The organism is Trinickia sp. HAY1-2D (assembly GCF_056754935.1).
The window spans coordinates 650,522-675,261 of the sequence record NZ_JBPGWX010000002.1; the positions used below are offsets into that span (position 1 = coordinate 650,522).

At 65.2% G+C, this 24,740-nt stretch carries 24 protein-coding genes and 1 pseudogene; 9 read left to right on the forward strand and 16 right to left on the reverse strand.

The features are described 5' to 3' along the window. Positions 1 to 283: 283 nt before the first annotated feature. The 5 genes from purH to ACR9ZC_RS10065 all read right to left on the reverse strand — a co-directional run bounded on the left by purH (position 284) and on the right by ACR9ZC_RS10065 (position 6,025). Entirely contained in the window at positions 284 to 1,849 is a 1,566-nt protein-coding gene (gene purH / locus ACR9ZC_RS10045) for a bifunctional phosphoribosylaminoimidazolecarboxamide formyltransferase/IMP cyclohydrolase (protein WP_481580161.1), read from the reverse strand. Positions 1,850 to 1,888: 39 nt separating this feature from the next. Continuing rightward, positions 1,889 to 2,122, reverse strand: coding sequence for a Fis family transcriptional regulator (locus tag ACR9ZC_RS10050; RefSeq protein WP_173255266.1), 234 nt, complete (start codon positions 2,120 to 2,122; stop codon positions 1,889 to 1,891). Beyond that, positions 2,119 to 3,192, reverse strand: a complete 1,074-nt coding sequence (dusB, locus tag ACR9ZC_RS10055; protein ID WP_440561731.1) for a tRNA dihydrouridine synthase DusB — start codon at positions 3,190 to 3,192, stop codon at positions 2,119 to 2,121. Before dusB ends, ACR9ZC_RS10050 begins: the two co-directional genes overlap by 4 nt. Before the next feature lie 125 nt (positions 3,193 to 3,317). Beyond that, on the reverse strand, positions 3,318 to 4,631 hold the full coding sequence (locus ACR9ZC_RS10060; protein WP_481580162.1) for a UbiH/UbiF/VisC/COQ6 family ubiquinone biosynthesis hydroxylase: 1,314 nt from the start codon (positions 4,629 to 4,631) through the stop codon (positions 3,318 to 3,320). Continuing rightward, the gene (locus tag ACR9ZC_RS10065; RefSeq protein WP_481580163.1) at positions 4,628 to 6,025 is read right to left on the reverse strand and encodes an aminopeptidase P N-terminal domain-containing protein; all 1,398 of its coding nucleotides are present in this window, start codon (positions 6,023 to 6,025) and stop codon (positions 4,628 to 4,630) included. The genes ACR9ZC_RS10060 and ACR9ZC_RS10065 overlap by 4 nt, the downstream gene beginning before the upstream one ends. A 192-nt stretch (positions 6,026 to 6,217) precedes the next feature. Here ACR9ZC_RS10065 and ACR9ZC_RS10070 point away from each other — a divergent pair, with 192 nt between their 5' ends. Together ACR9ZC_RS10070 and ACR9ZC_RS10075 are read left to right on the forward strand one after the other, a co-directional pair. Next, positions 6,218 to 6,829, forward strand: coding sequence for a glutathione S-transferase family protein (locus tag ACR9ZC_RS10070; protein ID WP_440561721.1), 612 nt, complete (start codon positions 6,218 to 6,220; stop codon positions 6,827 to 6,829). Next, positions 6,826 to 7,599, forward strand: coding sequence for a hypothetical protein (locus tag ACR9ZC_RS10075; RefSeq protein WP_481580164.1), 774 nt, complete (start codon positions 6,826 to 6,828; stop codon positions 7,597 to 7,599). Before ACR9ZC_RS10070 ends, ACR9ZC_RS10075 begins: the two co-directional genes overlap by 4 nt. Here ACR9ZC_RS10075 and mnmA read toward each other — a convergent pair. Both mnmA and ACR9ZC_RS10085 read right to left on the reverse strand, forming a co-directional pair. Then, positions 7,497 to 8,636 carry a tRNA 2-thiouridine(34) synthase MnmA gene (gene mnmA, locus ACR9ZC_RS10080; RefSeq protein ID WP_481580165.1) on the reverse strand — a complete coding sequence of 380 codons (1,140 nt, stop codon included), beginning with the start codon at positions 8,634 to 8,636 and terminating at the stop codon, positions 7,497 to 7,499. The genes ACR9ZC_RS10075 and mnmA overlap by 103 nt on opposite strands. A gap of 20 nt (positions 8,637 to 8,656) precedes the next feature. Next, positions 8,657 to 9,145: an NUDIX hydrolase gene (locus tag ACR9ZC_RS10085; protein ID WP_481580166.1), complete on the reverse strand. Its 489-nt coding sequence runs from the start codon at positions 9,143 to 9,145 to the stop codon at positions 8,657 to 8,659. 209 nt (positions 9,146 to 9,354) lie between these two features. On the opposite strand from ACR9ZC_RS10085, the gene ACR9ZC_RS10090 reads away from it, so the two are divergent. The 3 genes from ACR9ZC_RS10090 to ACR9ZC_RS10100 are packed head-to-tail and all read left to right on the forward strand — an operon-like array spanning position 9,355 to position 12,289. Beyond that, positions 9,355 to 10,506 (forward strand): Re/Si-specific NAD(P)(+) transhydrogenase subunit alpha, encoded by a 1,152-nt coding sequence (locus ACR9ZC_RS10090; RefSeq protein WP_481580167.1) that lies wholly within the window; start codon positions 9,355 to 9,357, stop codon positions 10,504 to 10,506. A gap of 10 nt (positions 10,507 to 10,516) precedes the next feature. Then, positions 10,517 to 10,834, forward strand: a complete 318-nt coding sequence (locus tag ACR9ZC_RS10095) for an NAD(P) transhydrogenase subunit alpha part 2 (RefSeq protein WP_331571004.1) — start codon at positions 10,517 to 10,519, stop codon at positions 10,832 to 10,834. Continuing rightward, positions 10,835 to 12,289: an NAD(P)(+) transhydrogenase (Re/Si-specific) subunit beta gene (locus ACR9ZC_RS10100; protein ID WP_481580168.1), complete on the forward strand. Its 1,455-nt coding sequence runs from the start codon at positions 10,835 to 10,837 to the stop codon at positions 12,287 to 12,289. Between the two features lie 72 nt (positions 12,290 to 12,361). Here the strand turns inward: ACR9ZC_RS10100 and ACR9ZC_RS10105 are convergent, their stop codons facing one another. Next, a complete protein-coding gene (locus tag ACR9ZC_RS10105; RefSeq protein WP_331571000.1) occupies positions 12,362 to 13,051 on the reverse strand; it encodes a helix-turn-helix transcriptional regulator in 690 nt (229 codons plus the stop codon). Positions 13,052 to 13,221: 170 nt separating this feature from the next. After that, positions 13,222 to 13,623, reverse strand: coding sequence for a VOC family protein (locus ACR9ZC_RS10110; protein WP_254366727.1), 402 nt, complete (start codon positions 13,621 to 13,623; stop codon positions 13,222 to 13,224). Between the two features lie 327 nt (positions 13,624 to 13,950). Between ACR9ZC_RS10110 and ACR9ZC_RS10115 the strand changes: the two genes are divergently transcribed. Further along, on the forward strand, positions 13,951 to 16,050 hold the full coding sequence (locus ACR9ZC_RS10115) for a putative bifunctional diguanylate cyclase/phosphodiesterase (protein WP_481580169.1): 2,100 nt from the start codon (positions 13,951 to 13,953) through the stop codon (positions 16,048 to 16,050). A gap of 102 nt (positions 16,051 to 16,152) precedes the next feature. On the opposite strand, the gene ACR9ZC_RS10120 is transcribed toward ACR9ZC_RS10115, so the two are convergent. The 7 genes and pseudogenes from ACR9ZC_RS10120 to ACR9ZC_RS10150 form a co-directional block, all read right to left on the reverse strand. Beyond that, a complete protein-coding gene (locus ACR9ZC_RS10120; RefSeq protein WP_331570996.1) occupies positions 16,153 to 16,572 on the reverse strand; it encodes an Hsp20/alpha crystallin family protein in 420 nt (139 codons plus the stop codon). Between the two features lie 69 nt (positions 16,573 to 16,641). Then, on the reverse strand, positions 16,642 to 17,082 hold the full coding sequence (locus ACR9ZC_RS10125; RefSeq protein ID WP_331570994.1) for an Hsp20/alpha crystallin family protein: 441 nt from the start codon (positions 17,080 to 17,082) through the stop codon (positions 16,642 to 16,644). 226 nt (positions 17,083 to 17,308) lie between these two features. Then, positions 17,309 to 18,597 (reverse strand): annotated as a pseudogene (locus ACR9ZC_RS10130) (THUMP domain-containing class I SAM-dependent RNA methyltransferase). 167 nt (positions 18,598 to 18,764) lie between these two features. Next, entirely contained in the window at positions 18,765 to 19,469 is a 705-nt protein-coding gene (locus tag ACR9ZC_RS10135) for a PqiC family protein (RefSeq protein WP_481580170.1), read from the reverse strand. After that, a complete protein-coding gene (locus ACR9ZC_RS10140) occupies positions 19,466 to 21,118 on the reverse strand; it encodes a PqiB family protein (protein ID WP_440561702.1) in 1,653 nt (550 codons plus the stop codon). Before ACR9ZC_RS10140 ends, ACR9ZC_RS10135 begins: the two co-directional genes overlap by 4 nt. Next, complete coding sequence (locus ACR9ZC_RS10145) at positions 21,115 to 21,798, reverse strand: paraquat-inducible protein A (RefSeq protein WP_331570986.1); 684 nt, start codon at positions 21,796 to 21,798, stop codon at positions 21,115 to 21,117. Before ACR9ZC_RS10145 ends, ACR9ZC_RS10140 begins: the two co-directional genes overlap by 4 nt. Before the next feature lie 7 nt (positions 21,799 to 21,805). After that, a complete protein-coding gene (locus tag ACR9ZC_RS10150; RefSeq protein WP_481580171.1) occupies positions 21,806 to 22,474 on the reverse strand; it encodes a paraquat-inducible protein A in 669 nt (222 codons plus the stop codon). 335 nt (positions 22,475 to 22,809) lie between these two features. Between ACR9ZC_RS10150 and ACR9ZC_RS10155 the strand changes: the two genes are divergently transcribed. The 3 genes from ACR9ZC_RS10155 to ACR9ZC_RS10165 all read left to right on the forward strand — a co-directional run bounded on the left by ACR9ZC_RS10155 (position 22,810) and on the right by ACR9ZC_RS10165 (position 24,620). Next, positions 22,810 to 23,376 (forward strand): cytochrome b, encoded by a 567-nt coding sequence (locus tag ACR9ZC_RS10155; protein ID WP_481580172.1) that lies wholly within the window; start codon positions 22,810 to 22,812, stop codon positions 23,374 to 23,376. Between the two features lie 19 nt (positions 23,377 to 23,395). Beyond that, the gene (locus ACR9ZC_RS10160; protein WP_481580173.1) at positions 23,396 to 23,965 is read left to right on the forward strand and encodes a YceI family protein; all 570 of its coding nucleotides are present in this window, start codon (positions 23,396 to 23,398) and stop codon (positions 23,963 to 23,965) included. 76 nt (positions 23,966 to 24,041) lie between these two features. Then, positions 24,042 to 24,620, forward strand: coding sequence for a YceI family protein (locus ACR9ZC_RS10165; RefSeq protein WP_481580174.1), 579 nt, complete (start codon positions 24,042 to 24,044; stop codon positions 24,618 to 24,620). The last annotated feature ends 120 nt before the right edge of the window (positions 24,621 to 24,740 follow it).

Genomic DNA, 24,740 nt, shown 5'->3' on the forward strand with positions numbered 1-24,740 from the left:
GTTGCGCACATTGGGCGCATGGAGGTGGGCGAAGAGGAGAACGGCGGCGCGACGTGGCAGGCGTGCGCATCCAGGGCGCACGTATCAAAACGCGAGCGAGGGCGAAGCGGTGTGAGGAGAGGCGAAAAGCGGTACAGCTATTGGGACGGTCGTGTGCGCCGGGCCAGCGTTCTGACCGATTCAATGAGAGGGCGTCGGTCCGTGGCTCGAATGTCTTCGATGAAAACGTTGCACACGCAACGGGCGCCCATCGATGCGGGCGCCCGCGACATGCAATCGGCGATCAGTGCCGGAAGTGCCGCACGCCCGTCATGATCATGGCGATGTTGTGCTCGTCCGCGGCGGCGACGACTTCGTCATCGCGCATCGAGCCGCCCGGTTGGATCACGCAGGTCGCGCCCGCGGCCACGACGACATCGAGGCCATCGCGGAACGGGAAGAAGGCATCGGACGCCACGGCCGAGCCCGCGAGCGTGAGCCCCGCGTTTTGCGCTTTGATGCTCGCGATACGGGCCGAATCCACCCGGCTCATCTGGCCCGCGCCGACGCCGAGCGTCATACCCTTGGCGCAAAAGACGATCGCGTTCGACTTCACGTATTTCGCGACGCGCCAGGCGAAGAGCAAATCGTCCATTTCCTGCGGTGTCGGATGACGCTTGGTCACGACGCGCAATTCGCGCGACGAGACGTTCTTCGCATCGGGCGATTGCACGAGCAGCCCGCCGCCGACACGCTTGAAATCGAACGTGTTCTGCCCGGCGCCCAGAGCGATTTCGAGCAAACGCACATTTTGTTTGGCCGCAAAGACTGCCTTGGCGCCCTCCGTGAACGACGGTGCGATCAGCACTTCGACGAACTGCTTGGCCACGGCTTGAGCCGCAGCCTCGTCGACCTCGCGGTTGAACGCGATGATGCCGCCGAAAGCCGAAGTCGGATCGGTCTTGAACGCCTTCGAGTAGGCTTCGAGCGGATCGGCCCCGATGGCGACGCCGCAGGGATTCGCATGCTTGACGATCACGCAGGCGGTTGCATCGAACGTCTTCACGCACTCCCACGCCGCGTCGGCATCGGCGATGTTGTTGTACGAGAGCTCCTTGCCTTGCAACTGGCGATAGGCCGCAAGCGCACCGGCCGGCGCTGACAAGTCCCGGTAGAACGCCGCGCTCTGATGCGGATTCTCGCCATAGCGCAGGTCCTGCACTTTCTCGAAGGCCACATTCAACGTGGCCGGATACGCGTTGCGCGAGCTATGCTGGAGCGCCTCGGTCAAGCTCGTCAGATAGTTCGTGATCGCGCCGTCGTACTGCGCCGTGTGCGCGAAGACCTTCGTCGCCAGGCGGAAGTTCGTCTTGTAGCCGACCGTGTTGCCGTTCGCCCGCATTTCATCGAGCACCGCCGAATAGTCGGCCGGATCGACGATAACCGTCACGTCGCGATGATTCTTGGCGGCCGAGCGCAGCATCGTCGGACCACCGATATCGATGTTCTCGATGGCGTCTTCGAGCGTGCATTGGTCTTTCGAAACCGTTGCGACGAACGGATAGAGATTGACGACGAGCAGATCGATCGTCGGAATCCCGTGCGCTTCGAGCGCGGCCATATGCTCCGGCACGTCCCTGCGCGCGAGAATGCCGCCGTGCACTTTCGGGTGCAGCGTTTTGACGCGGCCGTCGAGCATTTCGGGAAACCCGGTGTAGTCGGCCACTTCGGTCACGGCGAGGCCCGCCTCGGCGAGCAGCTTGGCCGTGCCGCCCGTCGACAGGATCTTGACGCCGAGCGCCGAGAGCGATTGGGCGAATTCGACGATGCCGGACTTGTCGGAAACGGAGATGAGCGCTTGCTTGATCATGATGGAAACCAATACCGAAAAGGGACGAGGGCGGCGCGACTACAGCAGACCGTGCTGTTGCAGCTTTTTGCGCAACGTATTGCGGTTGATGCCGAGATACTCGGCGGCAAGCGACTGATTGCCGCCGGCCTGCTCGAGCACCACCTCGAGCATCGGTTTTTCGACGCACGACATCACCATGTCGAAGACGTCGTGTGCTTTCGCGCCGTCGAGATCCTGGAAGTACCGCCCCAGGCTGTCGCGGACGCATTGTTCGATGTTGTGTTTGCTCATGCTGCTATGGGTTCTTGATGTCTCGGCTGGTTCGGCTCGCCGCTTGTATCCGCTTCGTCTTCCACGTAGACGAGACGGTCGGACAAAGCCAGTTGCGCGTCGAAAAACTCGTTGACGGCCAGCAGTTGTTCGCGTGTGGTATCGAGCGTGTTCATCCTGTGCCGGAACGCATTGGCGCCAGGAAGGCCGCGAGTGTACCAGCCGATATGCTTGCGCGCAGTACGCACGCCGGTGAACTCGCCATAAAACGCGTAATGATCCTCGAGGTGCTCGTTCATCACCTCGCGAATCTCCGCGATGCGCGGCGGCGGCAGCAGCTCGCCGTGCCGCAGGTAGTGCTCGATTTCGCGAAAGAGCCACGGGCGCCCCTGCGCCGCGCGGCCGATCATGATCGCATCGGCTCCGGTGGCGGCGAGCACGGCCTGCGCTTTCGCAGGCGTATCGATGTCGCCGTTTGCCACGACGGGGATTCGTGCTGCGCGTTTCACGGCGGCGATGGTGTCGTACTCGGCTTCGCCGTGATAAAGATCGGCGCGCGTGCGGCCGTGCACGGTCAGCATCGAGATGCCGGCGTTCTCCGCGATGCGGGCGATGTTGAGCGCGTTCTTGTGCTCGCGGTCCCAGCCGGTGCGGATCTTCAATGTGACGGGCACGGCATTGGGCCCCACGCCGACGGCGGCCACGACCGCCTCGACGATGCGGGCGACGAGCGGCTCGTCCTGCAAAAGCGCCGAGCCCGCGGCGACATTGCAGACCTTTTTCGCCGGGCAACCCATGTTGATATCGATGATCTGCGCGCCGTTGGCCACGTTGTAGCGAGCGGCCTCGGCCATCATCGCCGGATCGGCGCCCGCGATCTGCACCGCGATCGGCTCGACCTCGCCCGCATGATTGGCCCGGCGCATCGTCTTTTCGCTTTTCCAGAGCTGAGCGTTCGACGCCACCATTTCCGATACGGCATACCCGGCGCCCAGGCGCTTGCAGAGCTGCCGAAACGGCCGGTCCGTGACGCCCGCCATCGGAGCGACGAACAGGTTGTTGCGCAGAGTGTGGGGGCCGAGGGTTGGCATGATGGGACGGCTGTCCGAGCTCGTGACGCGGCGCGGACGCAGGCTGGCGACAAGGGAAACGGGCATTTTACCGCGTTAACGGTCAGCCCCGCGGGTCAGCCCCGGCGCAGCCCTCGTTTCGCATGCTACTGGCGCTGGCCGAACATCATCTGTCGTGCGAGCGCGGTCTTGGCGGGCGGCAGGAATTCGAGCGCCGTCAGCGCGAGGCCGCGTAGCGGCGACAGCGGCCCGAGATCGGCCGTGAACAGGCGCGCAAGCGTATCTGTCGCGCCGATCGTGAGCGTTCTGTCGAGCCGGCGTGCCTTGGCGAACGCGGCGAGTGCATCCGGCACGGGCCCGAGCCGCGCGAGCGCGTCGGCCAGCGCGTGCGCGTCGCGCAGCCCCAGATTGAGGCCTTGGCCCGCGACGGGGTGAAGCGTCTGCGCGGCGTTGCCGATCGCCGCGATGCGGCCATCGACGAGCGTCTTTGCCGCGGCGAGACCGAGCGGGAAAGCGGCACGGCCCCGTATCGCCTCGAAGCGGCCCATGCGCGAGCCGAACGCGCGCCCGAGCTCGTCGAGCAACTCGGCATCGGCAAGTCCGGCGCGCCGGGTGGCCTCATCTGGCGACATGCACCACACGAGCGCGTAATCGGCCTGTCCGACCCCGCCCATCGGTAAAAGAGCGATCGGCCCTTCGCCGGTGAAGCGCTCCCAGGCTGTATCCGGCTGCGGTGTGGTGACGCTCACGACGCCGACGAGCGCGGTTTGTCGATAGTCGCGCATCGTGCGGCGGGCGACCTCGGCCGAGCCTGCCGCGCCGTGCGGCCCGTGGGTCTTGCTCTGGCCCTCGCCCTCGCCGGTGCGCACCTCGCCGAAGAGCCCCCCTTCGGCGTTGACGACGATGCGCGCGCGCACCGTGCGCCGCACGGCTCCGGTTTCGAGCGGCAGCGTCAGCGCGTCGTCGCCCGGCTCGTTACGCGGCGGCAGTGCGGAGGTGGACGTGAACCAGTCTACGGCGGTGCGCCGCACGGTCCGTGCGAGCGTCTGCACGAGCGAGCCGTACCGAACGACATAACCGAGGGCCGCGAGGCCGTGCTCGTCGCGCTCGATCAGCGTGCGGCCGAAGCGTCCGCGCTCCGAAACGTGGATGCGCTCGATCGGATGGGCGTCGGCCGGCCACGCTCCGAGCGGCTCCAGCAACATACGGGAGCCCTCCGAGACGGCGATGGCGCGCGGATCGTTTGCCGCATCCTCCGGCTCCCGTGCGTCGACGAGCGCGACGGCGAGTCCGGCACTTGCACTGCGCCGGGCAAGCCAGGCGGCGAGCGCAAGGCCGACCGGGCCCGCGCCGACGATCGCCACGTCGAAGTCAGGACCGCCCGCCTCGCGCGCGGCTTGGGCCGCTTCGGCGGATTCGGCAGATTCGGCCGATCCGGTTGTCGTCGATTGCGCTGTCATGGCTGAGCGGCCCGCGAGGCAAGCATGAGTGCCTCGATTTCGTCGGCTTGCACGGGCACGTCTCGCGACAGCAGCTCGCAGCCGGTCTCGGTCACGACCGCATCGTCCTCGATCCGTATGCCGATGTCCCAGTAGCGCTCGGGCACATCCTCGGCCGCGCGGATATAGAGACCCGGCTCGATCGTGAGCGTCATCGAGGCCGCGAGCGTGCGCCACGGCAAGGCGCCTTGCGCATCGCGCGCGGCGCCGCGGTCGCGGTAATCGCCGCAATCGTGCACGTCCATGCCGAGCCAGTGCCCGGTGCGGTGCATATAAAAGCGCGCATAGGCGCGCTCGGCAATGACGTCGTCGACCGACGAGAAGCGCTCGCGCGCAATGATGCCGGTATCGAGCAGCCCCTGCGCGAGTACGCGTACGGCGGCGTCATGCGGGGCCTCGAAGCTCACGCCCGGGCGCGTCGTATCGATGGCGGCTTGCTGCGCGGCGAGCACGATGTCGTAGAGCTCCCGCTGCGGCGAGGAGAACCGCCCGTTCGCGGGAAACGTGCGTGTGATGTCGGAGGCGTAGCCGTCGAGCTCGCACGCTGCGTCGATCAGCACGAGTTCGTCGTCGCGCAACATCGCATTGCCCGCCGGGTAGTGAAGCACGCAGGCGTTCGCGCCCGCTGCGACGATCGAGCCATAGGCGGGGCCCTGCGCGCCGCGGCGCCGGAAGGTATAGAGCAGCTCCGCCTCGAGCTCGTACTCGGTCATGCCGGGGCGGCATACGGACATCGCGCGCCGGTGGGCTTCGGCCGAGATCTGCGCGGCGCGGCGCATGATCGCGACCTCGTGCGGATCCTTGAAGAGCCGCATGTCGTCGAGTTTCGGCGTGAGATCGACGAGCGCCACGGGCGCGGCGACGCCGCTGCGGCTTTGCGAGCGCACCGCGTCGAGCCATCCCCGAATTTTGCCGTCGAGTTCGCCCGATTGCGCGAACAGGTAATGCAGCGCCGGCGCGTCGGCGATCAGGCGCGGCAGCTCGGTATCGATTTCGTCGACGGAAAATGCCGCATCGAAGCCGAACGCGTCGCGCGCGGCCTCGGGGCCGAAGTGAAAGCCTTCCCAGGTTTCGCGCTCGGCGTTCTTGGGACGGCAGAAAAGCAGACTGGCCGGCTCGTCGTCGCGAGCCTCCGCGTCGAGCACGATGAACGCCTGCGGTTCGGTGAAGCCGGTGAGGTAGTAGAAGTAGCTGTCGTGCCGGTACGGGTAGTCGGTATCGCGGTTGCGCGCGAGTTCCGGCGCCGTCCCTACGACGGCGACACCGCCGCCGGCCGCGCGCAGGGCAGCCAGCAGGCGCTCGCGGCGTTCGCGGTAGACGGCAATGGCGAGGGGGGGATCGGTCGGTCGATTCATCGTGAGATTGTAGCGCCCAAACGGCGGCTCGATGGCGTGGCGCCGTCGCGGCGCGGCGCGCGCGTCAGCCGGTGTGTTGCATTCCGCCGACAGGCGCCGGCCTGGCCGATCGGGCCGATATCCCCGCAACGCTGTCCGCCGTTATGATCGTTGGCAACGTTATACTCTCCGTCGCACACCTGAGAAACGCAGATGATGAAACTAATCGGTTCGCTGGCCAGCCCGTATGTGCGCAAAGCACGCATCGTGCTGGCCGAAAAGAAGATCGACTACCAACTGGTGCTCGAAGACGTCTGGGCACCCGAGACGACTATTCATACGTTCAATCCGCTCGGCAAGGTTCCTTGCCTCCTCATGGAGGACGGTGAGGCCGTGTTCGATTCCCGCGTCATTTGCGAGTATGTCGATACGCTGTCGCCGGTTGGCCGGCTCATTCCGCAATCGGGCCGGGAGCGCGTCGAAGTCCGCTGCTGGGAGGCGCTGGCTGACGGCGTACTCGATGCCGGCGTCCTGATCCGCCTCGAGACCACGCAGCGCGAAGAGGCGCGGCGCAGCGAAGGCTGGGTCGCACGCCAGCGACGCAAGATCGACGAAGCGCTGGGTGCCATGTCGCAAGGGCTCGCCGGCAAGCCGTGGTGCGCAAACAATCATTTTTCGCTTGCCGATGTGGCGGTCGGTTGCGCACTCGGCTACCTCGATTTCCGGATGCCGGAGCTTGGCTGGCGCGAAAAGCATTCGAATCTCGATAAGCACTTCGCGAAGCTTTCGCAGCGGCAGTCGTTCATCGATACCATCCCCGCTTGAATCTTCCCGACGCGCCCCCGCACGATGAGCGCTCGCCCGAGCGCACCGATCTGGCCGCGGCTCGGCAGGCTCCTGCGCTGAGCGGGCGGGGGATGGCCGGTGCGGCGCTCGCTTTCCTCATACTTCTCTGTCTGCTCGTGCTTGCGTGGGAGTTCGCCGCGCGGCGCGGTCTCGTCGACCCGTTCTTCGTCTCGCAGCCGTCCGTCATTGCGTATCAGCTTTTCGACTGGTGGCATGGCGCAACGTCGCGCGGCCCATTGGCCGTACACATCGGCCTGACGCTCGGCGAGACGGCCGCCGGGGTGGCGGGCGGCTCGTTGGCTGCCGCGCTGGCTGTTGCAGCTTGTCCGGGGGATTCGATGCGCGGCCGGATACTGCGGGTCGCGACCGGCGTCGCGCAGCCGGCCGTCGGTATCGGCATTGCCGCGGCGCTCGCGATGGGGCTGAGCGGCGCAAGCGGATGGGTGCCCAAGGCTGTGTTCGCCGCGCTGGCCGTGTTCGCGGCAGCCATGGTCGATGCGCGCGGGTCGCTTCGAACGTCGTCGCGCTTACGCCTGCGGTGCCAGCTTGCACTCGCCGCGGCCGTGCTCGCCGAATGCCTTGCCCCGGGCCGCGGTGTCGGCTTTCTGATCGTGCGTTCGCTGCATCAGTTCAATGCGGGCGGCGTTTATGCGGCGCTCGTCGTACTCGTTGCGATATCGGTGGCGATCGACGCCGTGGCCGCGGCCTGTTCGATGATGCCGCCGCCCAGGCAGACATCGCCGTCGTAGAGCACCGCCGACTGGCCCGGCGTCACCGCCCACTGAGCGGTATCGAAGCCAAGCGAGAACTGTTGCGGCCCGCCTTGGACGCTGAAGGTGCATGGGGCGTCGGCTTGGCGGTAGCGCGTTTTGGCGCCGAGCCGGGCGCCATCGTCGGGCGCGGCGCCTGCCACCCAACTCGTATTGCCCGCGACGAGCGTCTCCGACAGCAGCCACGGATGATCGTGGCCCTGCACGACGTAGAGCGTGTTCGTCGCCATGTCCTTGCCGGCGACGAACCACGGCTCGCCGCTGCCGCTCTTGCTGCCGCCGAGGCCGATTCCCTTGCGCTGGCCGAACGTATAGAAGGCCAGACCGATGTGCTCGCCGACGACGACACGCTCGGGCGTCATCATCGGTCCCGGCCGCGTAGGCAGATAGCGGTTCAGAAACTCGCGGAACGGCCGCTCGCCGATAAAACAGATACCGGTCGAATCCTTTTTCTTCGCATTGGGCAGCCCGATTTGCTCGGCGATCGCGCGCACCTGCGTTTTGGGGATGTCGCCGAGCGGAAACAGCGTCTTCGACAACTGCGCCTGATCGAGGCGGTGCAGAAAATAGGATTGGTCTTTGGTGTGATCTTTCGCCTTGAGCAGCTCGAAGCGGCCATCGGCTTCGCGCACACGCGCGTAGTGGCCCGTCGCGATCGTCTCGGCGCCGAGCGACATGGCATGGTCGAGAAACGCCTTGAACTTGATCTCCGCGTTGCAGAGCACGTCGGGGTTCGGCGTGCGGCCGGCCGAATATTCGCGCAGGAATTCGGCGAACACGCGGTCCTTGTATTCCGCCGCGAAGTTGACGGCTTCGACATCGATGCCGATCAGGTCCGCGACGGAGACGACGTCGATCCAGTCCTGCCGCGTCGAGCAGTACTCGCTGTCGTCGTCGTCTTCCCAGTTCTTCATGAAAAGGCCGACGACGTCATAACCGGCTTCCTTGAGGAGCCAGGCGGTCACCGACGAATCGACACCGCCCGACATACCCACCACCACTTTTTGCTTGCTCATCGAATTCACTGCTATCGGGTTCATGGCGCGTCGGCGACCGGCGGTCCGACCGAATGCGTATGCAGAAGGTCGAGCGCAAAGCGCTGGCCGGCGAGGTAATCGTCGAGCGAGCGCAAGACGAGCGGCGTCCGGTGACGCTCGCGACAGGTACGCAGCTCCTCGGGCGTGAGCCAGAGCGCACGCACGATGCCTTCGTCGAGCGTGCGCGGCGCTGGCTCGGCGCTGCAGGTGCCGCAGAACGTGAAGCGCAGGTACGTTGCGCCGCTGCCAGGTTTGTCGATATGCGTCATATAGACGCCGACGAGCGCTTGCGGGGCGAACGTGTGCGCCGTTTCCTCGAGCGTTTCCCGGATGGCCGCCTGAAGCAGCGTCTCGCCGGCCTCGAGATGGCCAGCCGGCTGGTTGATGCGCAGGCCGTCCGCCGTCTGCTCCTCGACCATCAGAAAGCGGCCGTCGCGCTCGATGACGGCCGCGACCGTCACATGCGGCGCCCAGCGTTCGTTTTTCATAGCAGCGCATTTTACCGAATGCGCGATGCGGCCGCTCGACACCTCCCAGCGAGCGATCCGCACCGATTTTCGTCAGCCGGCGCAAGTTCGGTTAAAGTGTCGCTTCGAATCAGCCGTGTCAGCCGTGTATCTCGACAGATGGAGCCGGCGTGCGTGGTCGGCCTGTCTTCGCTTTGCTTGATGAACGAGAAGGTGAGGAGGATTGAACGATGCACATCGGAGTGCCAGCCGAAACGCGTGCGCATGAAGCGCGCGTGGCCGCGACGCCCGAGACGGTCAAGAAGTACGTCGCGGCCGGACATCGTGTCACGATCGAGCGCGGAGCGGGAAGTGCCGCGAGCGTGACCGACGACGCGTTCGCCGCCGTGGGCGCGGAGCTTGCCGACGCGGCCGCCGCGTTCGGCGCCGAACTCGTCCTCAAGGTGCAATCGCCGCAGCCGGCGGAACTCGCGATGATGAAGCGCGGCGCCGTCGTAGTCGGCATGCTCGAACCGTTCAACGCCGAAAACGCCGCGCGCCTGGCCGAAGCCGGCGTCACCGCGTTTGCGCTCGAGGCTGCGCCGCGCACGACGCGCGCACAAAGCCTCGACGTGCTGTCCTCGCAAGCCAATATCGCGGGCTACAAAGCCGTACTCGTTGCGGCCGATCTCTATCCGCGTTTCATGGCGATGCTGATGACGGCCGCGGGCACGGTCAAGGCCGCGCGCGTGCTCGTGCTCGGTGCGGGCGTGGCCGGGCTGCAGGCCATTGCGACGGCGAAGCGCTTGGGTGCGGTCATCGAGGCGTCCGACGTGCGGCCGGCCGTCAAGGAGCAAATCGAATCGCTCGGCGCTAAATTCGTCGAGGTGCCTTACGAAACCCAGGAAGAGCGCGATGCGGCCGAAGGCGTCGGCGGCTATGCGCGGCCGATGCCGGCCAGCTGGCTCGCGCGCCAGGCGCAGCAGGTTCACGAGCGCGCCAAGCTTGCCGACATCGTCATCACGACCGCGCTGATCCCGGGACGGGACGCGCCGACGCTGCTGTCGGAGGAGACGGTCAAGGCCATGCGGCCGGGGTCCGTTGTCGTCGATCTGGCGGCAGGGCGCGGCCCCGAGCTGGCGGACCGCCCCGGTCAGCGCGGCGGCAATTGTCCGTTGACGGAGGCCGACCGCGTCGTGACGAAACATGGTGTGACGATCGTCGGTCACACGAACCTGCCGGCCATGGTCGCCGCCGACGCATCCTCGCTCTACGCGCGCAACCTCTTCGATTTCCTCAAGCTGATCGTGACGAAAGAAGGCGCGCTGAACATCGACCTGACCGACGACATCGTCGCGGCAACGCTGATTGCCCGCGACGGTGCGACCACGCGCACATCCTAAGGAGCCGGCGATGGAAATCATCAATCACACGGTCATCAACCTGATCATCTTCGTGCTGGCCGTCTATGTCGGCTATCACGTGGTCTGGAACGTCACGCCTGCGCTGCATACCCCGCTCATGGCCGTGACCAATGCGATTTCGGCAATCGTGATCGTCGGCGCGATGCTGGCGACGGGGCTCACCGTCGGCGGCGCCGGCAAGTTCTTCGGCACGCTGGCCGTGCTGCTCGCGGCAGTGAACGTGTTCGGCGGTTTTCTCGTGACACGGCGCATGCTCGAGATGTTCAAGAGAAAAGAACCGAAAAAACTGGCGAAGGAGGGTGCGTAAATGAGCATGAACGTCGTTACGCTCCTGTATCTCGTCGCCTCCGTCTGTTTCATTCAGGCGCTCAAGGGCCTCTCGAATCCGAAGAGCGCACGCGCGGGCAATGCATTCGGCATGGCCGGGATGGCGATTGCGATCCTTACCACGGTTGCGCTGATCGTCAGAGAAGCAGCGCTGCTGGGCTCGAACCTCGCGCTCGGGCTCGGGCTGCTGTTCGCCGCGCTCGTCGTCGGCGGCGCGGTGGGGGCGTTCGTCGCGGCTCGCGTCGAAATGACGAAGATGCCCGAACTCGTCGCCGCGATGCATTCGCTGATCGGTCTCGCAGCAGTGGCCATTGCCTACGCGGTGGTGTCGGAGCCGGCCGCGTTCGGGCTCGTGCCGCCCGATGCGCCCTACGCGGGCTATCTGCCGTTCGGCAACCGGATCGAGCTGTTCATCGGCACATTCGTCGGTGCCATCACGTTCTCGGGATCGGTGATTGCGTTCGGCAAGCTCTCGGGCAAGTACAAGTTTCGACTGTTTCAAGGGGCGCCCGTCGTCTATGCGGGCCAGCATCTGATCAATCTGATGCTCGCGCTCGGCATGCTCGGCTTCGGCATCATCTTCTTTCTCACGCAGTCGTGGTTGCCGTTCATCATCATGACGCTGATCGCCTTCGCGCTCGGCGTGCTCATCATCATTCCGATCGGCGGGGCCGACATGCCCGTCGTCGTCTCGATGCTGAACTCGTACTCGGGATGGGCGGCGGCCGGCATCGGTTTCTCGCTGAACAACGCGATGCTGATCGTGGCGGGTTCGCTCGTCGGTTCGTCAGGTGCGATTCTCTCGTACATCATGTGTCACGCGATGAACCGGTCGTTCTTCAACGTACTGCTGGGCGGCTTCGGCGCCGAACCGGGCGCGGCCGCGGCGGGCGGCCCGGCCGAGCAGCGGCCCGTGAAGTCGGGCTCGGCCGAAGATGCCGCGTTCATGCTCGGCAACGCCGAAAACGTCGTGATCGTGCCGGGCTACGGTCTTGCCGTCGCGCGTGCGCAGCATTCGCTGAAGGAGCTGACCGACAAGCTCATCGAGAAGGGCGTCGATGTGCGCTATGCGATTCACCCCGTTGCCGGTCGTATGCCGGGGCATATGAATGTGCTGCTCGCCGAGGCCGAGGTGCCCTACGATCTCGTCTTCGAAATGGAGGACATCAACAACGAGTTCGGCCAGACCGATGTCGTGCTCGTGCTGGGTGCCAACGACGTCGTGAATCCCGCGGCGAAGAACGACCCGGCGTCGCCCATTGCGGGAATGCCGATCATCGAGGCCTACAAGGCTCGTACCGTCATCGTCAACAAGCGCTCGATGGCCGCCGGATATGCGGGGCTCGACAATGAGCTGTTCTATATGGACAAGACGATGATGGTGTTCGGCGATGCCAAGAAGGTCATCGAGGATATGGTGAAGTCGGTCGACTGAGCTGCGGGGTGCGGCCGAGTCTGTCGTGCGCATAGCTCGGCCACCGCACTTCGGCGCGTACGCCCTTCGACATCATGCCGACGAGGGCGCTTCGACGTGCCGCAGGTAATCGGCGAGCCGCCGGCCTGCCATATCGGGAAACCCCTCGTGCGGCGTGACATCGACCATGCGCGAGATGTCGAAATTGCGGAAGTCTTCGCGCAGTTCGCACCATGCCCCGACCGTCCATTGCCCGCCCCAATAGACGAGGCTGAGCGGCCAGATGCGCCGCTCGGTCTCGGCCCCTTTCTTGTCCCGGTACGAAAAGCTCACGACGTGTCGGGTATCGACGGCACGATGGAGCGCATCGACGTTTTGCGAGAACTGGCGATCGATGTGATACGAGGGCGCGAAAACGGCAAGGCGCTCAAGTGTCGCGCGCTTGTCGGCCGGCATGGCCGAAGCCACTTTCGCGAGCGCGCTGCGGGCACCGGCCGCGAGACCCGCGCCGCCCCAGGTTTCGATCATGCGGGCGCCGGCCGCCAGTGCCGCGAGTTCGTCGGGCGTGAAGGTGAGCGGCGGCAGACTTGCCGTGCGCGAAAGCCGGTAGCCGATGCCCGCCTCTCCTTCGATCGGCACCCCCGATAGCTGCAGATCGCGAACGTCGCGATAAACGGTGCGCGGCGAGACGCCGAGCCATTCCGCGAGTTGCTGCGCCGTCGTCAGGCGCCGCCCGCGCAGCAACTCGGCGATCTGGAACAGGCGGTCGGCTCGGCGACTCATGGCGGACGGACTCGGCTAACGGTAGCGAAATGGCCCAGGGCGAGGCCGGGCCGGTGGCCCGGGCTCGGTATGGCGCGATGATAGCGCGGGCCGTCACCCATCAGTCGCGGAGTGAACGGCCGCGCCTGGCACGCATCAGTCGCGGAGTGAACGGCCGCGCCTGGCACGCATCAGCGTAGTTCGAGCGAATGAAGACCGACCCGGTTGCCCTCGCAGTCGATGAAAAATCCGATGTAGCCATACCCGTTCGGCAGCTCGACCAGCGAGCCGTCCTGCTTGCCGCCGGCTTTCTCGATGCGCTTGAGCGTGGCTTGCAACGACGGTTCGGCATTCAGATAGACGAGGGCGCCGTCACCGGGTTGAGCGGGCCGCAACTGCTGGGGGTTGTTGACGATGCAACCGCCGGTTGCACCGTCTTCGTGGGGGAATACTGCCATCGGCACCCCGCCGACGACTTCACGGTTCAATTCGATGCCAAGCGCGGCTTCGTAAAAGCGGGCGGCGCGTTCCAGATCGACGGCCGGAAGTTCGAACCAGGCGATAACGCGAGTGGCAGCAGCGACAGCGGTCATGACAGTCTCCATCGGGGGCGGCGGTGTGCCGGACAGTGCGCCGGACGGCGCGTGAGAGACAGTCTGAGGCGGTGCTGCTGACAGCGTTCTGTCAGTAGAGGTGGCGGCGGGGCCGTCCGGATGTCGAGGTCCGGCAATGGCGGTCTCCGTTGCATCGCTGCGGCACCCATCGGGATGCGGTTCTTACGCATAAAGTAATCCGCCAGTTTGTCGATACAACAAGCTTGATACCGTGCGCCGCGCGCAGATGTGGTGCGACCCTTCGAGGCTGAGCCGCACCTAGACACAGTCGCACGAGACTGACTGATACTAACGAAGAGAGAGCCGATGACCGGGGTCTACAACCCGCTGCTGGTCTGCCTGTCGCTGGTGGTCGCATTCCTTGCGTCCTACACGGCAGTGGAATTGTCCGGCGGCCTGAATACGCTCGCGGGCGCCAAACGGCGGCCGCTATGGCTCGCGGGTGGCGCGGTGTCGATGGGCGTGGGTATCTGGTCGATGCACTTTATCGGCATGCTCGCATTCTCGCTGCCCGTCGAGGTTGGCTACGATCTGGCCGCCACGACAGCATCGCTGTTCCTCGCGATCGGCGTGTCGCTGATTGCGCTTGCCACGGCGAGCCGCGGCGTGCTGTCGAGCGCACGCCTGTGCATTGCAGGGACCGTCATGGGCATCGGCGTCGCCGCGATGCACTTCACCGGCATGCACGCGATGCAGATGTCGCCGGGAATCGTCTACACGATCTGGAGAGTCGCGCTGTCGGTGGGTGTGGCGATCGCCGCTTCGATGGCGGCGCTTTGGCTCGCCTTCACGCTGCGCGCATCGGACGTGCAGAACGTCGTGGTCAAGCGGCTCGGCGCAGCCTTCATCATGGCGCTCGCGATCACCGGAATGCATTATGTCGGCATGAGCGCGGCCGATTTCGCCGCCGGCAGTATTTGCCTCTCCGTCGGCAAGCTCGATGCGCGCTGGCTTGCGCTCATCGTCACCGCGACATCGTTCACCGTGCTGGTCGGCACACTCGCATTGCTTGGCTTCCATACGAGCAGCCTCTCGATCTCGCTGCGGCGCGCGAACCGGCAACTGCATTACCTCGGTACGCACGACGCGCTGACGAATCTCCCGAACCGCCAGCAACTTTCGTTGCGCATCGCGCAGGCGATCGCCGAATGCTCGCGCAGAGAATCGCCATTCGCCGTGCTCTTCATCGATCTTGACGGCTTCAAGTCGATCAACGATTCGCTCGGCCACAGCGTCGGCGACGACTTGCTTAAAGCGTGCGCCGAGCGTCTACGCCAGGACGTGCCCCCGACCGCCATGGTCGCCCGGCTCGGCGGAGATGAATTCGTGATCGTGGTCGAGCACGTGGCAGAGCCGTCGTCCGCCGAGGCGCTTGCCAATGGCGTCCTGCGGCGGCTAAGCGAGGAGATCGACGTCAACGGATTGCCGCTGCGCGTGAGCGCAAGCGTCGGCGTTGCGTTCTATCCTCGTGACGGCAGCAATGCCGGCGAACTGCTGCACAGTGCGGACGCCGCCATGTACGTCGCGAAGCAAAGCGGGCGCAACACGTTCCGGGTGTTCGAGCCGCAGATGAACCATACCACCCTCAAATCGCTGATTCTGCAACGCGATCTGCATCGTGCGTTGACGGGCGGCGAACTCAGCGTGTCGTTTCAGCCGAAGTTCAGCGTTGCGTCGCAATCGGTGACGGGCGTGGAGGCACTGATTCGCTGGCGCCATCCCGAACTCGGCGAGATTCCTCCGCTCGAGTTCATTCCCATCGCGGAACGCTCGGGGCTCATCGTCGGGATCGGCGACTGGGTAGTGCGGGAGGTCTGCAGCAATATTGCGCTATGGGATGCGCAAGGGCTGCCCCCGGTGTGTGTGGCGGTGAACCTTTCGCCGATCCAGTTCAACGTGCAAGACCTGGTGGCCCGGATCGACACGCTGATCGGCGCAGCCGGCGTCGATCCCCGTCGCCTGATGTTCGAGATCACGGAAACAACGGCGATGCAGAACATCGAGAAGACGAGCCGCACGATCGAAGCGCTGCAGTCGCGCGGCTATACCGTCGCGATAGACGATTTTGGCACCGGATACTCGAGCCTCGCCTATCTACAGCGCTTCAGGTTCGACCAGATAAAGGTCGACGGCTCGTTCATGCGCGATCTCGTCGCCGGCGGCCGGCGCGGCAGCGCATTGCTGTCGGCCGTCATGACACTCGCGCGCGCGTTGCAGATCGAAGTCGTGGCGGAAGGCGTCGAGACGGAGTCGCAGTTCCTGACGTTGCGCGAGCTTGCCTGCGATCAGATGCAGGGGTTCCTGTTGAGCCGGCCTTTAACCGCCGTCGAGCTTCCTGCGTTCCTGCGTTCCGTTGCCGACCGAATCGTCACCGCCGGGGGCGCGTGCGTCACGCCGGCAGAATGAGGGCGGCTGCGGAACCCTCATCGACCAGCGACCGCACGCGCAACCGCGCGATACCACCCTCGCGCGGTTCGCAAGGCACGAAAATGCAGCGCCAACCGCCGATCAGCCGACGCTGATCTCGATGCGCCGCGGCTTCGCTTCGTCGCGGCGCGGAATCGTCAGCTTCAGTACGCCGTCGCGCAGTTGTGCGTCGATACGCGATACGTCGAAGTCCGGGCTCAGCGTGAACGCGCGCGCGAAATGCGGGTGGCGTATCTCCGCGTGCTGTAGTCGCAAGCCGGCCGGGGTCGGCACGACCGCTTCCGCCTCGATCGTCAGACTGCCGTCCTGCACGCGCACATCGAGTTTTTCGCGCGGTACGCCCGGTAAGTCTGCATAGAGCGTAATGCCATGACGGTCTTCGAAGATATCCACGTCCGGAGCGAGGCGCACTTGACGCGTTGCGGTCTGTCCGTTCCCCGGTTTCGTCACGGTCGTGCTGCTCCCTCCGGCCTGGGTGGCCAGCTTGGTTGTGTCATTCATGATGTCCTCCATAATGCATTGGGCGGGTCGCCCCACCGGTCCAATTCGCTGTTTCGTGCGTAGCCGCGTTTATTGCACGGTGACCGAACGCGGCTTCGACGCTTCGGACTTGCCGACGCTGATCGACAGGCACCCGTCCACGTAGCGCGCGCTGACCTTGTCCGGGTCGGCGTGCTGCGGGAGTTCCACGACGCGCCGGAATGCGCCGACGAAGCGCTCCTCGGCGTAGACGCGTGTCTCGTCGGACGATTCCGGCTCGGTGCGTTTGCGCTCGCCGCTGATCGTGAGCAGACCCTTGTCGATCGAAACGTCGATCGTGGCCGGATCGAGCCCCGGCGCGAATGCGACGATCTCGACCGATTCGTCGGTCGTGCCGATGTTGATGGGAGGGAAGGCGTCGAAGCGCGTGGCGCGCAGACTCGCGGGGAACCCCGCGAAGAGGTTCGTCATCTGCCTTTGCAGGCGATCGAGCTCGCCCAGCAGATTGGCGTCGAAGAAAAGATCGCTCATGATTGGCTCCTTTCCGGGGGGCCCGCACGGAGCTGAACCGGACTACGCGCTCCAGTCCATCCGTCCGCGAGGAAGCCCGCTGACAAACAAATCGAAACACGCAGCGCGTGAACCGCGACTGCCTGAGCGAAACCTAAGATAGTGCAGAAAGTGGAGATTTCAAGAGGGGCGCAGGCGCGACGAATGGCGTTCCCTGACCCCTATGGCATCGAGGGTCGGAGAAGCACTAATCGCGCGCCGGCCGCGACTTCACGCTGCCCGTGACGAGATCGAAGCGAAAGAGCCGGCACTCGAGCGCGCCGTTGAAAAGCGGCGTCTTCGTCGATTCGCGTAGCCGCATGAGCCCGGGAAGCTTGCGATCCGCCGTCAACACGAAAGCGCTCCAGCCCGCGAAGCGCTGCTTGAGTGCATCGCCGAACGCCTGAAAGAACTCCGCATCGGGCGTCTCTTCGTGAGCGCGGCGAAAACCTTCCGCGTTTTCACGCGGCTCCCGCAGTTCCCCCGCGGGCCACGGCCGCGTACGGTCAGCCGCTCCCCATAGGGCGGATTCGCGACGACGATACCAGGGGCCGCGATCGGCGGCGTGATCGCCCGCGCGTCGAGCTGCTTGAGCGAGATCGACGGCAACCCAGCCCGTTCGAGGTTTGCGCGAGCCTTCTCCAGCATGTCGCCCGAGATATCGCTGCCGAAGATGCGCAGGTCGGCCGAATTCGATGCCCGTGCCGCGCGTTTGGCGTCCATCGCCTCGACTTTCATCGCCTGCCAGGCGGCGACGTCGTATTGCTTCAGCTTCTCGAAACCGAAGCGGCGCTCGACGCCGGGTGCGATGCCGAGCGACATCTGCGCCGCTTCGGCAAGGAACGTGCCGCTGCCGCACATCGGATCGTAAAGCGGCGTGCCCGGCGTCCAGCCCGCCACGCGCAGGATGCCCGCGGCGAGGTTCTCGCGCAGCGGCGCGGCGCCCTTGTCGAGCCGCCAACCGCGCTTGAAGAGCGGTTCGCCCGAAGTATCGAGATAAAGGGTGCAAAGATCGGCGGTCAGAAACGCGGACACGCGGACGTCGGGCTGTGCCGTGTCGATGCTCGGACGCGCGCCGCTCACGCTGCGCAGACGGTCGCACACCGCATCCTTCACGCGCAGCGTGGTGAACTCAAGGCTGCGCAGCGGCGATTTGATCGCGGTGACATCCACGCGCAGCGTTTCGTTCGCGGAAAACCAGGTCTCCCAGCGCTGCTCCGCAGCAAGCGCATAGACGTCCTGTTCGTTGCGATAGGAGCGCTCGGCAATCTTGAGCAGCACGCGGCTGGCAATGCGCGAATGCAGATTGGCCGCCATGCCGACCGCCCAGCCGCCGCGAAACTGTACGCCGCCAGGCACTTGGGCACCGGCTTCGAACGGGGCGGCAGCGCCAGCCATTTGCAGACGGGCGCCGATTTCCGCGAGTTCGGCGGCAAGCGCGGCTTCGAGCCCGCGCGGACAAGGGGCGAAAAAATCGAACGGCGTGGGGGTGGACATAAGGCACAGGGGTAATTCAAAGACGCCATTGTACGCGTCTCATCCATGCGTCCCGGCGCCTCCATGCGCGGCTCGAACGCAAGCGTGCGCAGTGCGCGGCGAAACCGTTTTCAATCCGGCGCTGCCGCGACGGACGTGCCGGCGTCCAATCTTGCTGCGCTGTCAGGTCAGTTCGAACTGCTCACAGCGCTCTGGCTTCCCGACGCGCAGCCGCTTGCCGCCGCGCCCGCTGCGGCGGCCGGCCGCGCCGCCAACGCGCGCACGGCGGCCGCGATGTCGTCGGCCATCTGTGCGACGGCGCGGCGGTGACCATCGACGAGCGCGGGGTAGCCGGCTTCGACGGGCTCGCTCGCCACGGTTCGGCAGGTCAGCACGGCCTGCGTGCGTACGGCGCGCACGCTCCAGACCGCATCGAGCACAGCGCGCGAACCGGGCCACGATTCGAAGCGGCGCACGTTGACCGTGATGCGATAAACCGGCACGCCTGCCGGATAGGGCGCGCCATACACATCGAACGAGGCCAGGCGCACGGCCAGATCGCCCGACAGCGCCCTGCGGATTTCATCGGCGGGCGTCGAGGCCCAGCGTTCCTGCTCGAGCACGTCGACGCGCGCATCGCCGGCCTGCACGACGAGCTGGTTGCGCGAAACCTGGGCCGGCGTGTCGACGGGGGGCACCTCGAACAACAACGCGGGAGCCGTCGTCGGACGTAGCGCGGCCGCTGCCGGCACCACTCCGTCGCTGCCGGCATTCGCGCCGCTCAACGTATAGAACCGGCTCGTGGGCGAGGCGCAGCCAACGAGCGCCGCGGCGCTGGCCCAGACCGCGGCACGAACGAGTCCGGCCCGGCAAGAAGTGCGAATGGAGGTCATGGATGGCCATCCTTGGCTTTGCCGCGCAATAGCGATTCGGGATGCCGCTCGAGATAATCGGCGAGCGCGTTCAGCGATTGCAGCGTCTGCGTGAGTTGGTTCAGCGCCTGATGCATATCCGATTGCAGCGGCGAATCCTGCTGCAGCGTGGCCTGCGCCGCGCCGAACGTTTGCCGCGCCGCGGCGAGCGTGTCGCGCGCCTGCGGGGCGAGTTCGGTATCGAGCTGCTTGAAGAGGTTGTTGGCGTTCTTCAGCGTGCCGTTCAGATTCTGGCTGATCTCGTCGAACGGGATCTTGTCGATCTTTTTCGCGATGTCGGCCACCTGCAACTGCAGCTCTTCGAGCGTGTTCGGCACCGTCGGCAATACGAGCGGCGCATGCCGCATGTCCAACGACGCCCGCGGCGCGTTCGGGAAAATATCGAGCGCAACATAGAGCTGGTTCGTGAGCAGATTGCCGGTACGCAGCTGGCCGCGCAGCCCGTGCGCGACGAGCGTGCCCAGCAGTTCCATTCCCGCGGTCGGTCCGCCGCGTGCAATGGCGTCGCGGAACTGTTGACCGAGCCGGTCGGGGTAGAGGTTCATCGTGACGGGCATCGTGAAATTGCGTGCCTTCGGATCGTACTCGACGCCGATTCGCGTCACCTCCCCGAGCTCGATTCCGCGGAAATCGACGGTAGCGCCCGGGGACAGTCCGCGCACCGATTGGTTGAAGTTCATGACCACCGACAGCGGCGGACCGTCCGGCTCGCGCATTGCGCTGCTTTCGTCGCTGGCGAGCCGGAAGACCGCATCGTCGGGTGCGGCCTGGCCCACGGCTTGCCCTGGCGGCGACTGAAACGCGACGCCGCCGACGATGACGGTGGCGAGCGACTGCGTATTGAGCTTCAGGCCGCTCGAATCGAGCCGTAGATCGACGCCGCTCGCATGCCACCAGCGCGAATTTGTGCCGACATATTGATCGTAGGGCGAATTGACGAATACCTCGACCGTCACGCCGGTGCCGTCCTTGTCGAGCGAGAAGCCGACCACTTGTCCCACTTGCACGCGCCGGTAATAGACGGGCGAGCCGATATCGAGCGAGCCGAGCGAGCCGCCTTGCAGCGTATAGCGGCGACCCCGCAGGTCGCCCGTCACGGCCGGCGGCTTTTCGAGCCCGACGAAATCGGATTGCGCGTTGCGCGAGCGGCCGGCGTCCACCCCGATGTACGAGCCGGACAGCAGCGTGCCGAGCCCCGTTACGCCGCTCGCACCGATGCGCGGGCGCACGATCCAGAATTTCGTGTCTTCGACGGCGAAGTCCTCGGCCTCCTTGGTCAGCTCGACTTCCACGAGCACGCGGTGATGGTCCTTCGACAAGCGTATCGTTTTGACCGCGCCGATATCGACATCCTTGTACTTCACCTTCGTCTTGCCCGGCTCGAGGCCCTCGGCGCTCGAGAAACTGATCGTAATGGTCGGCCCGCGATCGATCACCGATTTGACGACGAGGCCGATACCGATCAGCGCGGCAACGAGCGGGACGAGCCAGACGAGCGAGGGCAGCCAACTGCGTTTCGCTGCCAAGGGCTCGGGCAAATCGGGCGGCAGCTCCGGGCCGCCGGGCGAACCGCCGTTGGCGTTGGGGGGCTGTCCTTGCGAACTGGTCATGATGAGGGTCCTGAGTCGGGCGGGCGGCGTGGCGCACTGTCGGCGGTATCGGCTCCGCTTTCGTCGTGCACAGCGTCCCAGATGAGGCGCGGATCGAACTGCATCGAAGCGAGCATCGTCAGCACGACCACGGAGGCGAACGCAAGCGCGCCCCAACCGGCCGTGATGACGGCGAAAGACTTGAACCGTACGAGCGCGACGGTCAGCGTGATGACGAAGACATCGAGCATCGACCAGCGGCCGATGCGCTCGACGAGCCGGTAAAGCCGCGTGCGTTCGAGCGGGCGCCACGGCGTGCGCCGCTGGACCGTGATCGCGAGCAGCGCGAGCACGGTGAGCTTGAGCATCGGTACGAGAATGCTTGCAACGAAGACGATGATGGCAAGCGGCCAGTCTCCGGAGACCCAGAAATAGACGACGCCGCTCATGATCGTGTCGTCCTGGTCGCCGAACAACGAACTCGTATGGAGCACGGGCAACAGGTTAGCGGGAATGTAGAGCAACGCCGCCGCGATCAGGAGCGCCCAGGTGCGCGAAATACTGTTCGCCTGACGCTGATGAAGCGCGGCGCCGCAGCGTGAGCAATGCTGTCGCGCGCGGCGCGGCGCAGCGCGGACTTCGACGTTGCCGCATGCGTGGCAGGCGATGAATCCAGCGCGGGCCGCGGTGAGATAGCTCATCGGGCGTCTATCGGCGGTGCGCCGACGCACGCGGGATGCCGCCCTGCGTGCGTGTACGGGGCGCCGGGGACGGGCGCAAGGCGTCCGCGATATCCCAGAGCGCGCGCGGATCGAACATGACGACGACGGCCAGCATCAGCGTCAGCCCGCCGAACGCGAAGAGCGCGGCCTCGGGCACGACGCGGGCGAGGCTCGTCATCTTGACGATGGTGACGAGGATGCCGAGCATCAGGACCTCGACCATCCCCCACGGCCGAACGAACTGGATGGTCCGCAAAACCAGATCGAAGGCGGGCGGCACGACGCCCGAGCGAACCGGCATCAGCACATAGAGCAGCGCGACGAGTTCCACGAGCGGAAATAGAAACGTCGAACAGAAGACGGCCACGGCGACGAGTTCCATCCCATCGTTCCATAGCACGCCGATCGCACCGATCAGCGTGGTCTGGGAAGTCGTGCCATTCAGATCGAGTTCGACGATCGGAAAGCCTTGCGCGATCAGGAAGGTGATCAGGGCGGCGACCGCGAGCGCGGCGATCAGGTCGAGGCGGGTCGCGCTCGAGCGAAAAAGCAACGCCGCGCAGCGCGGGCAACGCGTGTTCATCTGCTGCGCATGATGCGGTTTTCGCAACAGTGCGTCGCATTCGTGGCATGCAATCAGATCCAAGCGATTCATGGGCGGCGGGCTTTCGTCCTGGTTTCATCGCGGGCCGCGGTGCGTCCGCGCGATGTGCGGATGTGCCGCAAGTCCGCGCCCATCTTACCAAATGGACCTTCGAGGGGGCGCCGCGCGTCCCGCGGACGGGCTCGCCGATCGAACGATTGGGCCGATCGGCGCGGCGCGCGGGCACTTTGCAGCGGGCAGCGGCCGCCGGCGAGAAGCCCGTTTGCGATCCCGCACGTATTTTCAGGTTGCGGTACGATGGCGCCCGTTGGAATAGCGAGCGGGACATATTCGTTTCATCAGTATCCGGGTAGCGGGCCCGCTTTCATGTCACTCGATGCCTTGCCATGCAGACCAAACGTCAGCCTTCCTTTGCGCGATCAGACGGATATACGCGTATTGCAATCGCCTTTCACTGGGTGATTGCACTTTTGATCGTGAGCGGATTCACGATCGGCTGGATCATGACCCGCATTCCCGGTTTCACCCCCGAGAAGCTGCGCTATTTTTCGTGGCACAAGTGGATTGGCGTGACCGTGTTCGCGTTGGCGCTCGTGCGCGTCCTGTGGCGTCTGACGCACGAGGCGCCGCCGCTGCCGTCCGGTATGAGCGCCTGGCAGCGCGCGGCTGCGAACGCCGTGCACGGGCTGCTGTACCTGCTGATGATTGCGGTCCCCGTTACAGGGTACCTCTATAGCTCGGCCGCGAACGTGCCCGTCGTCTATCTCGGGCTCATTCCGTTGCCCCGCATCATCGATCCGAACCCGGAGTGGAAAGCGATCCTCAAGACCGCGCATATTACGCTCGATTACGGACTCGGCATTCTCGTGCTGGCGCACGTCGCGGCCGCGCTCAAGCATCAATGGATCGACCGGGACAAGCTGCTCGCCCGGATGATTCCGTTTCTCAAGTGATCTCTGAACGGAAATGACAATGAAAGCATCGTTTTACCGCTACATGCTGGCGGCGTTCGCCGCGGCGTCGATGGCCGCCGCCGGCCTGGCCCAGGCACAGGTCGATACCGCGAAGAGCTCGATCGTCGCGACCTCCAAGCAGATGAACGTGCCCGTGGACGGCAAGTTCACGAAGTTCACGGCGCAAATCAGCTTCGATCCGGCCAAGCCCACGACGGGCAGCGCCCAATTCACCATCGATGTGGCGAGCTACGATCTCGGCGACAAAGAGTACAACCAGCAGGTAGCCGGCAAGGACTGGTTCGATGCGAAGACTTACCCGAGCGCGACCTTCGTCTCGAGTGCCATCGCGCCGGCAGGCGGCAACAAGTACAACGTGACGGGCAAATTGACGATCAAGGGCAAGAGCCAGAACGTTGTCGTGCCCGTGACGGTGACACAGCAAGGCGCGACGCAGGTCTTCGATGGCGCGTTGCCGATCAAGCGTTCCGCGTTCGACGTGGGGACGGGCGAGTGGAAGGATACGTCGGTCGTGGCCGACGACGTGACCATCAAGTTCCATATCGTCGCCGCTGCCAAGAAGGGCTGAACTTCCCGAGTTGGACTTCGCCGCACGCAATCAACCCTTTTCGCCGCCCGGATGGCGGCACGCATCAGGAGAATCAATGAAGACCAATCTGCTCATCGCCGCGGCACTTGCCGCCTCGATTTCGGGCGCCGCATTCGCTGCCGATACGTACCAGTTGGATCCGAATCACACCTATCCGAGTTTCGCGGCCGACCATTTCGGCGGTCTCTCGGTCTGGCGTGGCAAGTTCACGAAGAGCTCGGGCACGGTGACGCTCGATCGCCAGGCGAAGACGGGCACGGTCGACGTCACGATCGATGCGGCTTCGATCGATACCGGCAACAAGAAGCTCGACGAACATCTGGTCGGCAACGAGTTCTTCGACGTGGCGAAATATCCCACGGCGACGTATAAGGGCACCGAGATCAAGTTCGACGGCGACAAGCCCGTCGAAGTCATCGGCACGCTGACGCTGCACGGCGTCACGAAGCCCGTGAACTTGAAGATCGAATCGTTCAAGTGCATGCCGCATCCGATGCTTAAACGCGAGGTATGCGGTGTCGAGGCCAGCACGATGTTCGATCGCGATGAATTCGGCATCGATATGGGCAAGAAGTACGGGTTCAAGATGGAAACGGCGCTGCGCATCCAGGCCGAGGGTATCAAGCAGCAATAACCGCTCAGCACGGGCTTAAGACCCGGCGCTCAGGGAACGAGCCGCTTCGCGCATCGAGCCGGGGCGGCTTTTTTTCGCATAGACACCTGCCGCTCCTCCGTTGCGCGCCTCAAATTTGCG

Coding starts and splice junctions, on each gene's coding strand:
- purH (WP_481580161.1), bottom strand. CDS start 1,849: ATGATCAAGCAAGCGCTCATCTCCGTTTCCGACAAGTCCGGCATCGTC.
- ACR9ZC_RS10050 (WP_173255266.1), bottom strand. CDS start 2,122: ATGAGCAAACACAACATCGAACAATGCGTCCGCGACAGCCTGGGGCGG.
- dusB (WP_440561731.1), bottom strand. CDS start 3,192: ATGCCAACCCTCGGCCCCCACACTCTGCGCAACAACCTGTTCGTCGCT.
- ACR9ZC_RS10060 (WP_481580162.1), bottom strand. CDS start 4,631: ATGACAGCGCAATCGACGACAACCGGATCGGCCGAATCTGCCGAATCC.
- ACR9ZC_RS10065 (WP_481580163.1), bottom strand. CDS start 6,025: ATGAATCGACCGACCGATCCCCCCCTCGCCATTGCCGTCTACCGCGAA.
- ACR9ZC_RS10070 (WP_440561721.1), top strand. CDS start 6,218: ATGATGAAACTAATCGGTTCGCTGGCCAGCCCGTATGTGCGCAAAGCA.
- mnmA (WP_481580165.1), bottom strand. CDS start 8,636: ATGAGCAAGCAAAAAGTGGTGGTGGGTATGTCGGGCGGTGTCGATTCG.
- ACR9ZC_RS10085 (WP_481580166.1), bottom strand. CDS start 9,145: ATGAAAAACGAACGCTGGGCGCCGCATGTGACGGTCGCGGCCGTCATC.
- ACR9ZC_RS10090 (WP_481580167.1), top strand. CDS start 9,355: ATGCACATCGGAGTGCCAGCCGAAACGCGTGCGCATGAAGCGCGCGTG.
- ACR9ZC_RS10095 (WP_331571004.1), top strand. CDS start 10,517: ATGGAAATCATCAATCACACGGTCATCAACCTGATCATCTTCGTGCTG.
- ACR9ZC_RS10100 (WP_481580168.1), top strand. CDS start 10,835: ATGAGCATGAACGTCGTTACGCTCCTGTATCTCGTCGCCTCCGTCTGT.
- ACR9ZC_RS10105 (WP_331571000.1), bottom strand. CDS start 13,051: ATGAGTCGCCGAGCCGACCGCCTGTTCCAGATCGCCGAGTTGCTGCGC.
- ACR9ZC_RS10110 (WP_254366727.1), bottom strand. CDS start 13,623: ATGACCGCTGTCGCTGCTGCCACTCGCGTTATCGCCTGGTTCGAACTT.
- ACR9ZC_RS10115 (WP_481580169.1), top strand. CDS start 13,951: ATGACCGGGGTCTACAACCCGCTGCTGGTCTGCCTGTCGCTGGTGGTC.
- ACR9ZC_RS10120 (WP_331570996.1), bottom strand. CDS start 16,572: ATGAATGACACAACCAAGCTGGCCACCCAGGCCGGAGGGAGCAGCACG.
- ACR9ZC_RS10125 (WP_331570994.1), bottom strand. CDS start 17,082: ATGAGCGATCTTTTCTTCGACGCCAATCTGCTGGGCGAGCTCGATCGC.
- ACR9ZC_RS10135 (WP_481580170.1), bottom strand. CDS start 19,469: ATGACCTCCATTCGCACTTCTTGCCGGGCCGGACTCGTTCGTGCCGCG.
- ACR9ZC_RS10140 (WP_440561702.1), bottom strand. CDS start 21,118: ATGACCAGTTCGCAAGGACAGCCCCCCAACGCCAACGGCGGTTCGCCC.
- ACR9ZC_RS10145 (WP_331570986.1), bottom strand. CDS start 21,798: ATGAGCTATCTCACCGCGGCCCGCGCTGGATTCATCGCCTGCCACGCA.
- ACR9ZC_RS10150 (WP_481580171.1), bottom strand. CDS start 22,474: ATGAATCGCTTGGATCTGATTGCATGCCACGAATGCGACGCACTGTTG.
- ACR9ZC_RS10155 (WP_481580172.1), top strand. CDS start 22,810: ATGCAGACCAAACGTCAGCCTTCCTTTGCGCGATCAGACGGATATACG.
- ACR9ZC_RS10160 (WP_481580173.1), top strand. CDS start 23,396: ATGAAAGCATCGTTTTACCGCTACATGCTGGCGGCGTTCGCCGCGGCG.
- ACR9ZC_RS10165 (WP_481580174.1), top strand. CDS start 24,042: ATGAAGACCAATCTGCTCATCGCCGCGGCACTTGCCGCCTCGATTTCG.